At 68.2% G+C, this 15,957-nt stretch carries 11 protein-coding genes; 3 read left to right on the forward strand and 8 right to left on the reverse strand.

Annotated features, from left to right (window positions below; genetic code table 11):
• Window positions 1-132 precede the first annotated feature (132 nt).
• The 6 genes from MFF13_RS09405 to MFF13_RS09430 all read right to left on the reverse strand — a co-directional run bounded on the left by MFF13_RS09405 (window position 133) and on the right by MFF13_RS09430 (window position 8,183).
• The gene (locus MFF13_RS09405; RefSeq protein WP_147751630.1) at window positions 133-1,035 is read right to left on the reverse strand and encodes a LysR family transcriptional regulator; all 903 of its coding nucleotides are present in this window, start codon (window positions 1,033-1,035) and stop codon (window positions 133-135) included.
• A 58-nt stretch (window positions 1,036-1,093) separates the two neighbouring features.
• A complete protein-coding gene (locus MFF13_RS09410; RefSeq protein WP_147764765.1) occupies window positions 1,094-2,749 on the reverse strand; it encodes an OFA family MFS transporter in 1,656 nt (551 codons plus the stop codon).
• A 142-nt stretch (window positions 2,750-2,891) separates the two neighbouring features.
• Window positions 2,892-3,185: a formate dehydrogenase subunit delta gene (locus MFF13_RS09415; protein WP_147751628.1), complete on the reverse strand. Its 294-nt coding sequence runs from the start codon at window positions 3,183-3,185 to the stop codon at window positions 2,892-2,894.
• 90 nt (window positions 3,186-3,275) lie between these two features.
• Window positions 3,276-6,131, reverse strand: coding sequence for a formate dehydrogenase subunit alpha (gene fdhF / locus MFF13_RS09420; RefSeq protein WP_147764766.1), 2,856 nt, complete (start codon window positions 6,129-6,131; stop codon window positions 3,276-3,278).
• Window positions 6,132-6,141: 10 nt separating this feature from the next.
• The gene (locus MFF13_RS09425) at window positions 6,142-7,701 is read right to left on the reverse strand and encodes a formate dehydrogenase beta subunit (protein ID WP_238272065.1); all 1,560 of its coding nucleotides are present in this window, start codon (window positions 7,699-7,701) and stop codon (window positions 6,142-6,144) included.
• Window positions 7,702-7,709: 8 nt separating this feature from the next.
• A complete protein-coding gene (locus MFF13_RS09430; RefSeq protein WP_147751626.1) occupies window positions 7,710-8,183 on the reverse strand; it encodes a formate dehydrogenase subunit gamma in 474 nt (157 codons plus the stop codon).
• 451 nt (window positions 8,184-8,634) lie between these two features.
• Between MFF13_RS09430 and MFF13_RS09435 the strand changes: the two genes are divergently transcribed.
• Window positions 8,635-8,799 (forward strand): hypothetical protein, encoded by a 165-nt coding sequence (locus tag MFF13_RS09435; protein ID WP_238272062.1) that lies wholly within the window; start codon window positions 8,635-8,637, stop codon window positions 8,797-8,799.
• 40 nt (window positions 8,800-8,839) lie between these two features.
• Here the strand turns inward: MFF13_RS09435 and MFF13_RS09440 are convergent, their stop codons facing one another.
• A complete protein-coding gene (locus MFF13_RS09440) occupies window positions 8,840-9,652 on the reverse strand; it encodes an ABC transporter permease (protein WP_238272063.1) in 813 nt (270 codons plus the stop codon).
• Window positions 9,653-10,000: 348 nt separating this feature from the next.
• Window positions 10,001-10,972: an aliphatic sulfonate ABC transporter substrate-binding protein gene (locus tag MFF13_RS09445; protein ID WP_147831780.1), complete on the reverse strand. Its 972-nt coding sequence runs from the start codon at window positions 10,970-10,972 to the stop codon at window positions 10,001-10,003.
• Window positions 10,973-11,151: 179 nt separating this feature from the next.
• Between MFF13_RS09445 and MFF13_RS09450 the strand changes: the two genes are divergently transcribed.
• Both MFF13_RS09450 and MFF13_RS09455 read left to right on the forward strand, forming a co-directional pair.
• Window positions 11,152-13,944, forward strand: coding sequence for a [protein-PII] uridylyltransferase (locus MFF13_RS09450; RefSeq protein ID WP_147764769.1), 2,793 nt, complete (start codon window positions 11,152-11,154; stop codon window positions 13,942-13,944).
• A 618-nt stretch (window positions 13,945-14,562) separates the two neighbouring features.
• Window positions 14,563-15,957 (forward strand): N-6 DNA methylase (locus MFF13_RS09455; RefSeq protein WP_238272064.1); only part of this gene is annotated, 1,395 nt, incomplete at its 3' end.

Consider the following 15,957-nt stretch of genomic DNA (forward strand, 5'->3'; position numbering starts at 1 on the left):
GCGCGCAAACTCGGCGCGGGCGACGGGCCGATCGCAGATCGGTGGGCGTCCACATCGGGGTTCATGGGTGAGCGTCAGACACTCTCCCAACGCCCGCGACACCTGCCGCTCACCCCATTATGAAACGGGGTCTTACGCGTCCGGTGCGTCCAGAGTCTTCGCCAGCGTCCGGGCGATGGCGACCAGCGCCGTGATCATCGGGGTGGAGGGCTCGCGCCGGGGCGCCACCAGCCCGATCGTGTGCTCCAGCTCCGGCGCGACGATCGGGACCGCGCGCACGCCGACCATCGGCCCCAGCGCGTCGGCGAGGATCGCCGGCATCACGCTCGCCCACTTGAGCGTGCGGACATGGGTCATCAGCACGATCATCGAGTTCGATTCGAGCGAGGCCGAGGGCTCGCCGCCGGCCTCGCGGATCTGCTGGTCGATGATGCGCCGGTTCTGCATGTTGGGCGTGAGCAGGCAGAGCGGCAGGCGGCCGATCTCGGCCCAGGTCACGGAGGCGCGGTCGTCGAAGGCGCCGCCCTCCGCGGTGAGCAGCCGGTAGCGCTCGCGGTAGAGCGGCACGGAGATCACCCGGCCGAGCGGCTCGTTGTCGAGGTAGGTCAGCCCGGCGTCGGCCTCCAGGTTCTCGATCAGCGAGAAGATGTCGGCCGAGGTGGTCGATTCCACCGTCAGCCGCACGTCGGGGTGCTTCTCGCGGTAGGGCGTCGTCAGGCTCGCCACCATCGGCAGCGCGGTCGGGATCGCGGCGATGCGCAGGTGCCCGGTGAGGCCCCGGCGCAGGCCCGCGACATCCTCGTGCATGGCGCGGCTGTCGGCGACGATGCGCCGGCCCCATTCGAGCACCCGCTCGCCCTCCGGGGTAAATCCCTGGAAGCGCGAGCCGCGCCGCACGAGCTGGACCCCGAAGCGGTTCTCGAGCTGCTTCACGCCCGCCGACAGGGTCTGCTGGGTCACGCCGCAGGTCTCGGCGGCGCGGCCGAAATGCTGCTCCCGCGAAAGCGCGAGCAGAAAGTCGAGCTTGTCGATCATGGCGCCCTCCCCGGCGGCGTGCCGGGAAGGCTATACCCATTTCGCCGGCCCCGCCCGCTCAGCGGAACAGGATCAGCGCCTTGGCGAGCGTCGTCCACACGCCCCAGGCGATCGGGATGCCGACGACGGCCCAGGCCGCGAGCGCCGTCGCGCTGAAGCCGCCCCGGCCGATGCCGAAGGAGCCCGACGGGATCGCCCCGGCCGCGCCCCGGCTGTTCAGCGCCGCCACGTCGGCGTCCGACATGAACCACTTGGGCTTGAGCGGTCGCACCAGCAGGTTGGCGACGAAGCCGAGCGCCAGCATGCCCGCGAGAATGTACATGGTGCCGTCGTAGAGGCGCGAGCCGGTGACGCCGGCGTCGACCTGCGCCTGGCGGATGTAGTTGACCACCACCGGCCCGACGATGCCCGCCGTCGACCACGCGGTGAGCAGCCGCCCGTGGATCGCGCCGACGAACTGCGTGCCGAAGATGTCGGCGAGGTAGGCCGGCACCGTGGCGAACCCGCCGCCGTACATCGACAGGATGATGCAGAACGCGAGCACGAACAGCGCCTGCGACCCGGCCGCCGCGAAGGACGGTGCGGCCGCGTAGAGCGCGATGCCCAGCGCGAAGAAGATCGCGTAGGTGGTCTTGCGCCCGAGCTTATCCGACATAGAGGCCCAGAAGAACCGGCCACCGATGTTGAACAGCGACAGCAGCCCGACGAAGCCGGCCGCGATCGCGGCGACCTGTGCCTTCTGTCCGGCATCGAGGGCGGCAAAGCTCACGCCCGGCGCGCCGACGAGGCGGCCGCCGAAGATCTCCTGCAGCATCGGCGAGGCGATGCCGATGACACCGATGCCCGCCGAGACGTTGAGGCACAGCACCGCCCAGATCAGCCAGAACTGCGGGGTCTTGTGCGCGTCGTCGAGGTGGACCTGGCCGTTGGTGATCATCCCCGCCTTGGCCGGCGCCGGGCTCCAGCCCTCGGGCTTCCAGCCGGCCGGGGGGACGCGGTAGCCGAGGGCGCCCGCCATCATGAACACGAAGTAGCCGGCGGCCATCACCAGGAAGGTCTGCCACACGCCGACCGAGGTCGGGCCCTTGAACGCGTCCATGAGCATGGCGGCCAGCGGCGAGCCGATCAGCGCGCCGCCGCCGAAGCCCATGATCGCCATGCCGGTGGCCATGCCGCGCCGGTCCGGGAACCACTTGATCAGGGTCGAGACCGGGGAGATGTAGCCGAGACCGAGGCCGATGCCGCCGATCACGCCCGAGCCGAGCCACATCATCCAGAGCTGGTGGGTGAGGATGCCGAGCGCCGAGATCGCCATGCCGCCGCACCAGCAGAGCGCAGCCGCGATGCCGGCCTTGCGCGGGCCCGCCCGCTCCAGCCAACCGCCGAACAGGGCGGCCGAGGCCCCGAGGAAGACGAAGAAAAGGGTGTACATCCAGCCGAGGTCCGCCACCCGCCAATCGCAGGTGGTGGTCACCAGGGCGGTGGCCAGCGACATGTCCGGGCAGGCCTTCGACGCGGTGATGCCGATGGCGCGCGAGAGCGGCAGCCAGAACACCGAGAAGCCGTAGGCCATGCCGATGCAGAGGTGGATCGCGAGGGCCGCCGGCGGCACCAGCCAGCGGTTGAACCCGGGCTTCGCGATCGTGGCTTCGCGCGACAGCCAGGACGGCGTCCGTTCGGGCAGGAGGGTGACGTCGGCCGTCCGTGCAGTCATCGCTGAGGTTTCCCCTTCAAGCGGCCCTGTTGTGCGGGCCGTCTTGCTAGGAAATCTAGATGCCGCGCTGGTCCGAGACTATCCGTGGCCTACCGCAGAATGCAAAATTCATCCTTGGGCGGGTGACAAAAGTGCAGGCCCGTCAACCGGCGTCGCTCGCACCTTCGCCGAGCTTCTGCGGGTCGCGGGTGGCGGCGCGCACCGGGCTCTCGGCCTCGGTCCGGCCCTCGCGCATCGCGCGCACCACGAGCGGGTCGACGCGCTCGCCCATGGCCGGCAGGCAGGCGGTGAGGCTCGCCACCATCTTCGGCGTCCAGAAGGCGATCACGTGGTTGTGGATGCCGGTCACCGCCTCCTCGTCCGGATAGGACCGGAAGAAGGAGGCGATCTGGTTGGCCATCCGCACCAGCTTCTCGTCGCTCGTCAGCGCGCTCATCGACAGACCTTCAAAAACCTTCTGGACACATCGCGGCCCGAACCGATCGCGGGTCCCGCCTCCCAGGGGGAGAGGGTGCGCGTCGCCTTCCTACTCCGCCGCCGCCTGCGCGATGCGGGTCAGCGAGAAGTCCTCCTCGTAGAACTTCGCCTGCCAATCCGAGGGACGGTTGGTGCGCCGCACCTGCACCGCCGTCACCTTGTACTCGGGGCAGTTGGTCGCCCAATCCGAGAAGTCGGTGGTGATGACGTTGGCGCCGGTCTTGGCGTGGTGGAAGGTGGTGTAGACCACGCCCGGCTGCATCCGCTCGGTGATCTTGGCCTTGAGCGCGATGTCGCCGGACCGACTCTCCAGCGAGACCAGGTCGCCGTCGACGACGCCGCGGACCTCGGCGTCGAACGGATGGATCTCCAGCACGTCCTCCTCGTGCCAGCGCGAGTTCTCGGTGCGGCGCGTCTGTGCGCCGACGTTGTACTGCGACAGGATCCGGCCGGTGGTGAGGATGAGCGGGAACTTCGCCCCCGTGCGCTCCTCGGTGGCGACGAACTCGGTGATCATGAAGCGGCCGAGGCCCCGCACGAACCGGTCGACGTGCATCATCGGCGTGCCCATCGGCGCCTTGTCGTTGCAGGGCCACTGCACCGAGCCGAGCTCGTCGAGCTTGGCGAAGGAGACGCCGGCGAAGCTCGGGGTGAGCGAGGCGATCTCGTCCATGATCTCGGACGGGTGGCTGTAGTTCATCTCGTAGCCGAGCGCCTTGGAGAGCAGGATCGTGCCCTCCCAGTCGCCGTAGCCGCCCATCGGCGGCATCACCTTGCGCACGCGGCTGATGCGGCGCTCGGCGTTGGTGAATGTGCCGTCCTTCTCCAGGAACGAGGCGCCGGGCAGGAAGACGTGGGCGTACTTGGCGGTCTCGTTCAGGAACAGGTCCTGGATGACGATGCACTCCATCGCCATCAAGCCGGACGTGACGTGGTGGGTGTCCGGGTCCGACTGGGCGATGTCCTCGCCCTGGATGTACATGCCCTTGAAGCCGCCATCGACGGCCTCATCGAGCATGTTGGTGATGCGCAGGCCCGGCGCGTTGTCGAGCTTGGCCCCCCAGAGCGCCTCGAAGCTCTCGCGGGTGGCGTCGTCCGAGACGTGGCGGTAGCCCGGCAGCTCGTGCGGGAACGAGCCCATGTCGCACGAGCCTTGGACGTTGTTCTGGCCGCGCAGCGGGTTCACGCCGGCGCCGAGCTTGCCGATGTTGCCGGTGGCCATGGCGATGTTGGCCATGCCCATCACCATGGTCGAGCCCTGGCTGTGCTCGGTGACGCCGAGGCCGTAGTAGATGCCGGCGTTGCCGCCGGTGGCGTAGAGCCGGGCGGCGGCGCGGAGCTCGGCCGGGTCGATGCCGGTGTACTGCGCCTGCGCCTCCGGCGAGTGGCGCTCGTCGGCGATGAAGCGGGCCCAGGACTCGAACTCTGCGAGGTCGCAGCGCTCGCGCACGTAGGCTTCGTCGATCAGCCCCTCGGTGACGATCACGTGCGCCATGGAGTTGATGAAGGCGACGTTGGAGCCGGGCTTCAGCGGCAGGTGGTGCGTCGCCTTGATGTGGGGCGACTTCACCAGGTCGATCTTGCGCGGGTCGGCGACGATGAGCTTGGCGCCCTCGCGCAGGCGCCGCTTCATCCGCGAGCCGAAGACCGGGTGGCCGTCGGTCGGGTTGGCGCCGATCACCAGGATCACGTCGGACTGCTCGACCGACTTGAAGTCCTGGGTGCCGGCCGAGGTGCCGAGCGTCGACATCAGGCCGTAGCCGGTCGGCGAGTGGCAGACGCGGGCGCAGGTGTCGACGTTGTTGTTGCCGAAGGCGGCGCGCACGAGCTTCTGGACGAGGTAGGCCTCCTCGTTTGTGCAGCGCGACGAGGTGATGCCGCCGACCGAGTCCTTGCCGTAGGTCGCCTGGATGCGCTTGAACTCGGAGGCCGCGCGGTCGATCGCCTCCTCCCACGACACCTCGCGCCAGGGATCCGTGATCTTCTCGCGGATCATCGGTTTTGTGATGCGGTCCTTGTGGGTGGCGTAGCCGTAGGCGAAGCGGCCCTTGACGCAGCTATGGCCCTCGTTGGCCTTGCCGCCCTTGTAGGGCACCATGCGGATGATCTTGGTGCCCTGCATCTCCGCCTTGAACGAGCAGCCGACGCCGCAATAGGCGCAGGTGGTCACCTCCGAATGCTCGGGCTGGCCGTGCTCGTGGATCGACTTCTCTTGGAGCGTCGCGGTCGGGCAGGCCTGGACGCAGGCGCCGCAGGACACGCACTCGGATTCCATGAAGTTGGTGTTGCCGGCGGCGACACGGCTGTCGAAGCCGCGGCCCTCGATGGTGAGCGCGAAGGTGCCCTGCACCTCCTCGCAGGCGCGGACGCAGCGGTTGCAGACGATGCACTTCGACGGGTCGTAGGTGAAGTACGGGTTCGACTCGTCCTTCGGCAGGTACTTTTCCGCCGTCGGCACGACGTGGTTGTCGCCGTCGTAGCCGTAGCGCACGTCGCGCAGGCCGACGACGCCGGCCATGTCCTGCAGCTCGCAGTCGCCGTTGGCGGCGCAGGTCAGGCAGGTCAGCGGGTGGTCGGAGATGTAGAGCTCCATCACGCCCTTGCGGAGCTTGGCGAGCTTGTCGGTCTGCGTCCGCACGACCATGCCGTTCTCGGCCGGCGTGGTGCAGGAGGCCGGCGTGCCGCGCCGCCCCTCGATCTCCACGAGGCAGAGGCGGCAGGAGCCGAACGGCTCCAGCGAATCCGTCGCGCACAGTTTCGGGATCTGCGTGCCGGCGTTCATCGCCGCCGCCATCACCGACGTTCCGGCCGGGACGGTGACGTCCATGCCGTCGATGCTCAGCGTCACCGTCTGATCGCTGACGCGGATCGGGGTGCCGTAGTCGATCTCTTTGATGAGGGCCATGGACGCCTCCCTATTCCGCCGCGACGGGCAGGTCGCCCGCGCGCGAAAAGTCTTCGGGGAAATGGGTGATCGCGCTCATCACGGGCATCGGCGTGAGCCCGCCCATGGCGCAAAGCGAACCGTCGGTCATGACCTCGCAGAGGTCGGCGATGACGGTGAGGTTCTTCTCCGGGCTGATCCCGGCGATGACCTTGTCCATCGTCTCGACGCCGCGGGTCGCGCCGATGCGGCACGGGGTGCACTTGCCGCAGGATTCCGTGGCGCAGAACTCGAAGGCGAAGCGGGCCTGCTTGGCCATGTCGACGGTGTCGTCGAACACGACGATGCCGCCATGGCCGACCAGGCCCTTCTTGGCCGCCATCGCCTCGTAGTCGAGGGGCGTATCGAGCAGGTGGTCGGGGAAGTAGGCCCCGAGCGGCCCGCCGACCTGTACCGCCCGCACCGGACGGCCGGAGAAGGTGCCGCCGCCGTAGCCCTCGATGACTTCGCGCAGCGTGATGCCGAAGGCGGTCTCGATTAGGCCGCCGTGCTTCACGTTGCCTGCGAGCTGGATCGGCAGGGTGCCGAGGGAGCGGCCCATGCCGTAGTCGGCGTAGGCCTTGGCGCCGTGCTCCAGGATCCAGGGCGTGGCCGTGAAGGTCATCACGTTGTTGACCAGCGTCGGCTGGCCGAGGAAGCCCTTCAGCGCCGGGATCGGGGGCTTGGCGCGGACGATGCCGCGCTTGCCCTCGAGGCTCTCCAGCAGCGAAGTCTCCTCGCCGCAGATGTAGGCGCCCGCGCCGAGCCGCACCTCGAGGTGGAAGCTCTTGCCGGAGCCCATCACGTCGTCGCCGAGCACGCCCGCCGCGATACCGTTGGCGATCGCCTCCTTCAGCGTGGCGAAGGCCTGCGGGTATTCCGAACGCAGGTAGATGTAGCCCCGGGTCGCGCCGACCGCGACGGCGGCGATGGTCATGCCCTCGATGAGGTTGAAGGGGTCGCCCTCCATCATCATCCGGTCGGCGAAGGTGCCGGAATCGCCCTCGTCGGCGTTGCAGACCACGTATTTATGGTGCGACTGCGCCAGCATCACCGTGTTCCACTTGATGCCGGCCGGGAAGCCGGCGCCGCCGCGGCCGCGCAGGCCGGATTCGCGGACTTCGCCGACGGTGCCCTCGGGGCCGAGCCGAAGCGCGGCCTCGAGGCCGCGATAGCCGCCATGGGCCTTGTAGTCGTCGACCGAGACCGGATCGATCACGCCGCAGCGGTGGAAGGTGAGCCGCTGCTGGCGGGCCAGGAACGGGATCTTCTCCGGGTCGCCGAGGCGCAGCGGGTGCTCGCCGCCCTCCGCGAGGCCGGCATCGAGCAGCGCGTCGACGTCGGCGGGCGTCACCGGGCCGTAGGCGACGCGGCCCTCGGGCGTCGCGACCTCGACCATCGGCTCCAGCCAGAACAGGCCGCGCGAACCGGTGCGGACGATCGACACGTCGAGGCCGCGGCGCTCGGCGCCGGAAAACAGCGCCCGGGCGACGCGGTTGGCGCCGAGGCCCAGCGCGACGGCGTCGCGGGGGACGTAGAGGGTGATGCTCATGGCCGTGCTCATGCGCGCGCCTCGCTCAGAGCCGCTTCGAGGCTGTCTGCGGTGAGCCGCGCGATCGGCTCGCCGTCGACGAGGGCCGCCGGGGCGTTCGAGCACAGGCCGAGGCAGTAGACCGGCTCGACGGTGGCGTTGCCGTCGCTGGTCGTGCCATGCCAGCCCGTGCCGAGGCGCGACAGAATCTCGGCGTGGAGCCGGTCCGAGCCCATGGCCTGGCACGCCTCCGCGCGGCACAGCTTCACCTCGTGACGGCCGGCCGGGTGTGCGCGGAAGTCGTGGTAGAAAGTGATGCAGCCGTGGACCTCGGCCCGCGACAGATTGAGCGCATCCGCGATCAGCGGCACGGCGCCGGCGTCGACGTAGCCGAAGGTCTCCTGCAGCGCGTGCAGGATCGGGAGGGTGGCGCCCTCCAGATGGCTGTGCTCGGCGATGATCCCGGAGGCGCGCTGGCCATCCCAGGGCTCGAAACGCGGCATGATTTCCTGCCCAGATTGTTCCTGTTCTAAGGGACGACTGGAACAGAAATGCCGATTGCATTCAATCGTGCAGATTGGTCGTTCGACAAAGGACGCCTGTCGAAACCGGCTGTCCGACCGGACGTTTCCCTATGCAGAGGCCATCCATCAAGGCATTTTCAACGCGTCCGATTTGTCATGCTGCGCTGCAACAAGCCCCCTCATCTCGAAGCCATGGATGGTGCCGTGCAATAAACTACCGGTTTGCGCGGCATTCCGACGCCTGCTCGCCAATGGTGATCGGTTTTCGCCTGCAACCACGGGTGAGCACAGCGGAAATTTCTTTTCGCCCCCATGAAACCTTGGACCAAAGTCCGACTTGACAAACCCTAGGGGCAGCCGGGGGGCTGTCTGTCAGGCTTACGTCGGCGCTGGCAACAGGATGGACGGGGCGCCCAAGGTGACGGATTCCATGGTCAAGAGCGATCTCCACCCGCCGCACTCCGGCCCCGGCTCGGATCCGGTGCTCTACGGCGTGGCCGCGGGGTTGGCCGAGCTGTTCCCGCCGGTCACCGGGCACGCCCGCGTAGTCCACGACCGCGACCCGGTCGAGACGGACGAGCCCGAGCGCGACTGACGTTCTGCGCGATGGCCAAGCACGTCGCGCACTGGATCTTCTATAAGGCGTCGCGCGCCGTGTCCTGCCACCGCACCAGCGGGTTCGTCAGCGCCACCAGCAGCGCGTCGGCGAGCTTTCCCGCCACCGCGAAGGCGATGATCGCGGCCAGGATTTGCTCGGGCTTGGAGAATTGCTGCCCGTCGATCAGCAGGTAGCCAAGACCCTCGGATGCTCCCATCAGCTCCGCCGCGACCACGAACAGGAAGCCGAGGCCGAGCCCGGTGCGCAACGCCGTGACGGTGGCCGGCAGCACCGCCGGAAGCAGGATGCGCCTCACCTGCGCCGCCCGCGACAGGCGGAAGATCCGTCCGACCTCGACGAGCTTGCGATCGACCGAGGCGATGGCGCCGGCGACCCCGACATAGACCGGGAAGAACACGCCGACCGCGATCAGCGTCACCTTCGGCGTCTCGAGGATGCCGAACCACAGGATGAACAGCGGCACCCAGGCGAGCGAAGGCACCGCGCGCAACGCCTGCAGGCTCGGATCGACGAGCCGCCGCAGGGTCGGAAGGGTCGCGGTGAGCGCGCCCACGACGATCCCCGCCACCGCCCCGAGCGCGAAGCCGAGGCCGACGCGAACCAACGTCGCCGAGACGTGCATCCACAGGTCGCCGGAGCGGGCGAGGTCCCACAACGTCGCCGCGATCCGGCTCGGCGGCGGCAGCAGGCGCCCCTGCGCCAGGCCGGCCCGCACGGCCGCCTCCCAGCCGAGAGCCAGGATCAGCGGAAGCAACAGGCCGAGGCCCGCCCAGCCGAAGCGCGACGCGCGTCCGGCCCGTGGGGCGACGACAGGTGCAACGTTCGCCATGGGGGCGGCCGCGGGTCCGGTCATCGGGCGTCGAACTCGAGAAGGTGGAACATCGGGCCGTCGCGGGCTGGAGGATCGGCGGCTCTATAACACCGCCTGAGCCTCAGCGCCCCGCCTCGGCCACGACCGCATTGCGTGCGATCGGATGTAAGGGTTCGTTCGGCGTCGGACGAGGCGCTGGTCCCCTCTCCCAAGGGGAGAGGGGCAGGGTGAGGGGCGTGACCTCTCCGGATGGGGTACGCCCCTCATCCCGCCCTTCTCCCCATGGGAGAAGGGGCCTCGACGTGGTTCGTGGCCTAGTCCAAACCGCCGAAACGCGCATCGGGGCGGCCCCGATGCGGCTTGCGCCTACCGCGCCGCCGTCGGGTTGAAGGCCGTGTCGATCAGTCCATCGACCGCCGCCGGGACGTCGGTGCCAGCGGGGATGATGCCGGCCTGCTGCAGGGCGAGGCCGGCCGCGCGGATCGAGTCCGCCTGGGCCTTGCCGAGCGCGGGCTCGGAGAGGTCGGTGCGCGCGACCTGGCGGGCGATCACCGGCTCGGGCAGCTTGGTCGCGGAAATCAAAGCCGCCTTCAGCGCGTCGGGGTTCTGGATCGAGAACAGCCGCGCCCGCTCGTAGGCGGCGATCACCGTGCGGACGAGCTCCGGGTTCTCCTTCGCGAACGCCTCGCGTACGTCGAGCAGGCCCCAGGTGTTGGCGCTGGCGTCGCGGAAGAACAGCACGTCGTCGTTCTCGATCTCGGCCGCAGCCATCATCGGGTCGAGGCCGGCCCAGGCGTCGACGTCGCCGCGGTCGAGCGCCGTGCGGCCGTCGGCGTGCTGGAGCAGGACGAGCTTGGCGTCGCGCTCGGTCAGGCCCGCGCCCTGAAGCGCGCGGATCAGGAAGATGTGCGGGTCGGTGCCGCGGGTGACGGCGATGCGCTTGCCCTTGAGGTCGGCGACCCGCGCGATGCCGCTGTCCTTGCGGGTGACGAGCGCCGTCCATTCCGGCCGCGAGAAGGCGTAGACCGCCTTGATCGGGTTGCCGTTGATGCGTGCCACCAGGGCGGCGGCGCCTGCCGACGAGCCGAAGTCGATCGCGCCGGCATTCAGAAATTCCAGCGCCTTGTTGGAGCCGAGCGACTGGACCCACCGCACGGTGATGCCCATCGGCTTCAGCGCCTCCTCCAAGAACCCCTTGTCCTTCAGCACGAGGCCGACCGGGTTGTAGGTCGCCCAGTCGAGGCGCACCTCCTTCAACTCGGCGGCGCGGGCCGCCAGCGAGAGGGCGGGCAGGGCGAGCGCGAGGGCACCGAGGAGCGCGCGGCGGGCGAGGCGCATGAAAAGGTCCTTTTCGGATCGGGCGTTCGATCCGAGCTAGGCAGCTTCGTTCTTTATGTCAAACGATTGATCCGCCTCAAAGGACGGCCTGGTCTCTGCTTCCACGCCGAAGTGCCGGTGTCGGTGGTGCCATGGCGCGCCACGCTGGCAGCACCAGCAGTTCATGCTAACGGGTACCCATGTTCGACGCCGTCGCCGCCCTCGACAAGGTTCTGGACGCCCTGGACCGCGAGGCCCGTGAGCCGACGAAGCTCCGCGCCGTGCTGGTGCCGGAGCTGAAGCGCGTGATCGAGGCCGGCCACGCGGCCGCCGAGGCGCAGCTGCTGAAGGACCGCGACGGCATGCGTTGCGCCCGCACGCTGTCGAGCCTCACCGACGCGGTGGTGCGCGCGATCCACGACGCGGTGGTCTGGCGGCTCTACCCGAACGACAACCCCTCCACCGGCGAGCAGCTCGCGGTGGTGGCCACCGGCGGCTACGGCCGGGGCACGATGGCGCCGGGCTCGGACATCGATCTGCTGTTCCTGCTGCCCTACAAGCAGACCGCGTGGTCGGAGAGCGTCGTCGAGGCGATGCTCTACGTGCTGTGGGACCTGAAATTGAAGGTCGGCCACGCCACCCGCTCGGTCGAGGAGTGCCTGCGCGAGGCGAAGGCGGACATGACGATCCGCACGGCGCTCCTGGAGGCGCGCTACCTGTTCGGCTCGCGGGTGCTGTTCGAGGAGCTGGTGACGCGCTTCGACGCCGAGTTGGTGATGGGCACCGCCCACGAGTTCGTCGAGGCGAAGCTGCGCGAGCGCGACGGCCGCATCACGAAGGCGGGCTCGTCGCGCTATCTCGTCGAGCCCAACGTCAAGGACGGCAAGGGGGGCCTGCGCGACCTCAACACCCTGTTCTGGATCGCCAAGTACACCTACCGGGTGCGCGACCAGGTCGAGCTCGTGGCCGCCGGCCTGTTCACGGCGGAGGAGTACCGCCTGTTCGAGCGCTGCGACGAGTTCCTGTGGCGGGTGCGTTGCCACCTGCACTTCGTCACGCGGCGCTCGGAGGAGCGGCTGTCCTTCGGGCTGCAACCGAAGATCGCCGAGCGGCTCGGCTTCGGGCCGCGCGGCGGCCTGTCGGGCGTCGAGCGCTTCATGAAGGCCTACTTCCTGATTGCCAAGGACGTGGGCGACCTCACCGCCATCGTCTGCGCCGAGCTCGAGGCGCGCCACGCCAAGCGCACGCCGGTGCTCGACCGCTGGATCGGCAAGTTCCGCGACCGGTTCCGCGCCACCGCGATCGAGGCGGAGGATTTCTGGCTCGATCACGGCCGGGTCAACGTGCGCGCCGAGGACGCGTTCGAGCGCGACCCGGTGAACCTCCTGCGGCTGTTCTGGCTCGCCGACCGGCACAACCTCGCGATCCACCCGGACGCCAAGCGGCTGGCCAACCGCTCCTTACGCCTGATCGGCCACGCACTGCGCGCCGACGAGGAGGCCAACCGGCTCTTCCTCGAGATCCTGACCTCGCGGAACTCGCCGGAATCGGTGCTGCGGCAGATGAACGAGGCCGGGGTGCTCGGCCGCTTCATCCCGGATTTCGGGCGGATCGTGGCGATGATGCAGTTCAACATGTACCACCACTTCACGGTGGACGAGCACCTGCTGCGCTCGCTCGGCGTGCTGGCCGCGATCGATTCCGGCCGCGGGGACGAGCCGTTCCCCCTGGTCTCGCGGCTGGTCGGCGCGATCCACAACCGCCGCGCGCTCTACGTGGCGATCCTGCTCCACGACATCGCCAAGGGCCGGCCCGAGGACCACTCCATCGCCGGCGCGGCGATCGCGCAGAAGCTGTGCCCGCGCTTCGGCCTGACCCAGGCCGAGACCGAGACGGTGGCCTGGCTCGTCGAGCACCACCTGCTGATGTCGATGACCGCCCAGAGCCGCGACCTCTCGGACCCGAAGACCATCGAGAAGTTCGCAGCCGTGGTGCAGACGCTGGAGCGCCTGCGCCTGCTGACGATCCTGACGGTGGCCGACATCACCGCCGTCGGCCCCGGCGTCTGGACCGCGTGGAAGGGCACGCTGATCCGCACCCTCTACGACGAGACCGAGGTGGTGCTCTCGGGCGGCCACTCCGAGATCGCCCGCACCGACCGGGTCCGCCTGATCCAGATGTCCCTGCGCGAGCAGCTGCCCGACTGGTCGTCGGACACGTTCGACGCCTACGCCGCGCGCCACACCCAGGCCTACTGGCTGAAGGTCGACGGGGTGCGCCAATTCAAGAACGCCGGCTTCATCCGCCAGGCGACCGAGGCCGGCCGCACCAGCGCCACCGACGTCGAGACCGATCCGGTCCGCGGCGTCACCGAGCTGACGGTGTATTCCCCCGACCACCCGCGGCTGCTGGCCATCGTCACGGGGGCCTGCGCGGCGTCCGGCGGCAACATCGTCGACGCCCAGGCCTACACCACGAGCGACGGCTTCGCCCTCGATTCGATCTTCATCTCCCGCGCCTTCGAGCGCGACGAGGACGAGATGCGCCGCGGCCGGCGCATCACCGCCTCGATCGAGCGCTCGCTCAAGGGCGAGATCAAGATCGCCGAGCTGGTGGCCGACAAGCACCCGCCCTCCACCGGCCGGGCCAAGACCTTCCTGGTCCCCCCCGACGTGGCGATCGACAACGCGCTGTCGAGCCGCGAGACCGTGGTCGAGGTCACCGGCCTCGACCGGCCGGGCCTGCTCTACGAGCTGACCACGGCGCTGAACCGCCTGAACCTCAACATCACCTCGGCCCACGTGGCGACCTTCGGCGAGCGGGCGGTGGACGTGTTCTACGTGACCGACCTCACCGGCACCCGCGTCACCCAGCCCGACCGCCAGGCGGCGATCCGCGGCGCGGTGATGGAGGTTTTTGCCGGAGACGTGGCGGCGATGAAGGCGGAAGGCCTGGAGGCCCTGGTCGCCGCCCCGCCGCCGCGGGAGGCGTGAGGGCCACGCCGGGTTCCGATGCGGAACGGTTGCACCGCACCGCCCGCCGCCCGCCAAACCCGACGGATCGCTTCGCAATGCGGCGATCGGCGACGCGGATGCCGGCTTCGCTCGGCCGCCGTCCGGGCCGGCCGGCACGCCGTCTCCACGGAGAGTCCGGACAGCGTTTTGGTCCGAATGACATACCCAATTCCACATTCAATGACACATCCAATCTCACATCACGTTTCATATCCAGTTTCATAAGTCGGACCCTATGAGGTCCGGCGGATAGCGGCCGCCCCGCCGTCGCGGGGGCCGGATCGCGATGCGTGGTCCGCGACGCGATTTGGTGTCAGTCCACCCAGGCGATGGTGATCGGCGCGTCGATCCCGAGCACGGCGTGAACGGGACAGGCCTGTGCCGCCGCCTTCCGCATGGCGCGCTGTTGTTCGTCGAAGCGACCAGGGACGCGAGCATGCTACGCTGTGCAGAGGTGTCATCAGGCGGCGTGCCTCCGCCGGGGCCGCGTTGTGCTAGGTCTGCGCATATGCCATGGCATACGGAGCTTTGGGCAGCGCTAAAAGATGGTGCCGGGCCATCGTGGGGTCGTCAGAAAACGCCTGCGTGGGAGCGTAAGTGAGGGCGGAAAACTTTGCCAACTGGCTGATCGAGCTTTCAAACGGAGACACCCAGAGCAGCATCGACGGGCTGGTTCTGGTGAAAGAATTCCGTGCTCTCAGCCTTGCGCCCGAACAATATTTAATGATGGAAAAAGCCGAGAGCTATGCGGCGCATTCCGTTTTCTTCGAGGCCGGCCGCAACAATCGTGCGCCAGTCGCCCAAGCCTTCATCTATGTCAGCGATCACCCTGGCGAGAGCCACGAGTTCGCACTCTTGCACAAGCGTTTGTGGAGCTGGGGGGGCGTACCGCTGCTCTACCGCAAGACACCGGGCAAAGTGGAATTGTTCCGCTGTGCGAGCAAGGCCGATTTCGATCAGAAGGATACAGCGCCTAGGTACAAGGCCTACGATACTGTTAGCCTCGTCGCCAATATCGCTACGGCAGAGGCACGTGCAACTGCTTGGTGGAACTTCGAACGGCTGCGCAACGGAACCCTATGGGACGACCCTGCCGTCTGCGCGAAGCTCGTGTCGGACACAGACTCGGCACATCGCCATCTCGTTGATAATATCTTCGGCCTTTACACGAAGATCAAGGCGGGCTCCCTACTCAGCGAGGGTTTGCAGCGCCGATTGCTAATTCTTTCGCTACTGATCGCCTATCTCGACGAACGCAATGCCCTTGAGGCGGAGTATTTTGCGCAGTTTCATTCTGGCGCACGGACTTTTGCCGATGTGATGCGTGCCGGCAAGCCGGTGGTCCGCCTGCTTGCGGCGCTTGAGAAGCGCTTCAACGGGCATGTTTTCGAACTGGATGACGATCTGCGGACCGAGCTCGTCGAGAGCACGCAGCTCGCCGCCTTTGCCGATCTCATCGAAGGCCTGCATGACACGCATGGTCAAGGAAGCTTCTGGCGCCTCTATTCTTTCCGGGACCTTCCAGTTGAGTTGATCAGCAACATCTACCAACTGTTCGTGGAAGACAAGGATAGCTCGATCTACACGCCTCCGGCGCTCATCCGATTGATGCTTGACGAGGCGCTGAGCTGGGAGCGCATCGACCGCTTGATTGAGCGGGACGAGGTGATCCTCGACCCAGCATGCGGGTCGGCCGTCTATCTCGTTGAAGCCTATAAGCGGCTCGTCCTGCACTGGCGGATGCGAAACGCTTGGGCGCGACCGAAGGTCAAAGATCTGAAGGCGTTGCTGACGCGTGTCCATGGCATTGACCTGGAGCCCGGAGCTATCAAGCTCGCGGCGTTCAGCCTGTGCCTCGCTTTGTGCGAAGCGCTCGAGCCCGAGCATATCCGTAAAAGCGTCCGGCTTTTCCCTGAACTCGAAGGCGCGACGCTGCATCCAAGCTGCTTCTTCGCGGCACGCGAGCAGGGCCTAGGTCGCGGACTCATTAAG

Origin of the sequence: Methylobacterium cerastii, from assembly GCF_022179125.1 — a bacterium.
In the GTDB taxonomy this organism is placed as follows: domain Bacteria; phylum Pseudomonadota; class Alphaproteobacteria; order Rhizobiales; family Beijerinckiaceae; genus Methylobacterium; species Methylobacterium cerastii.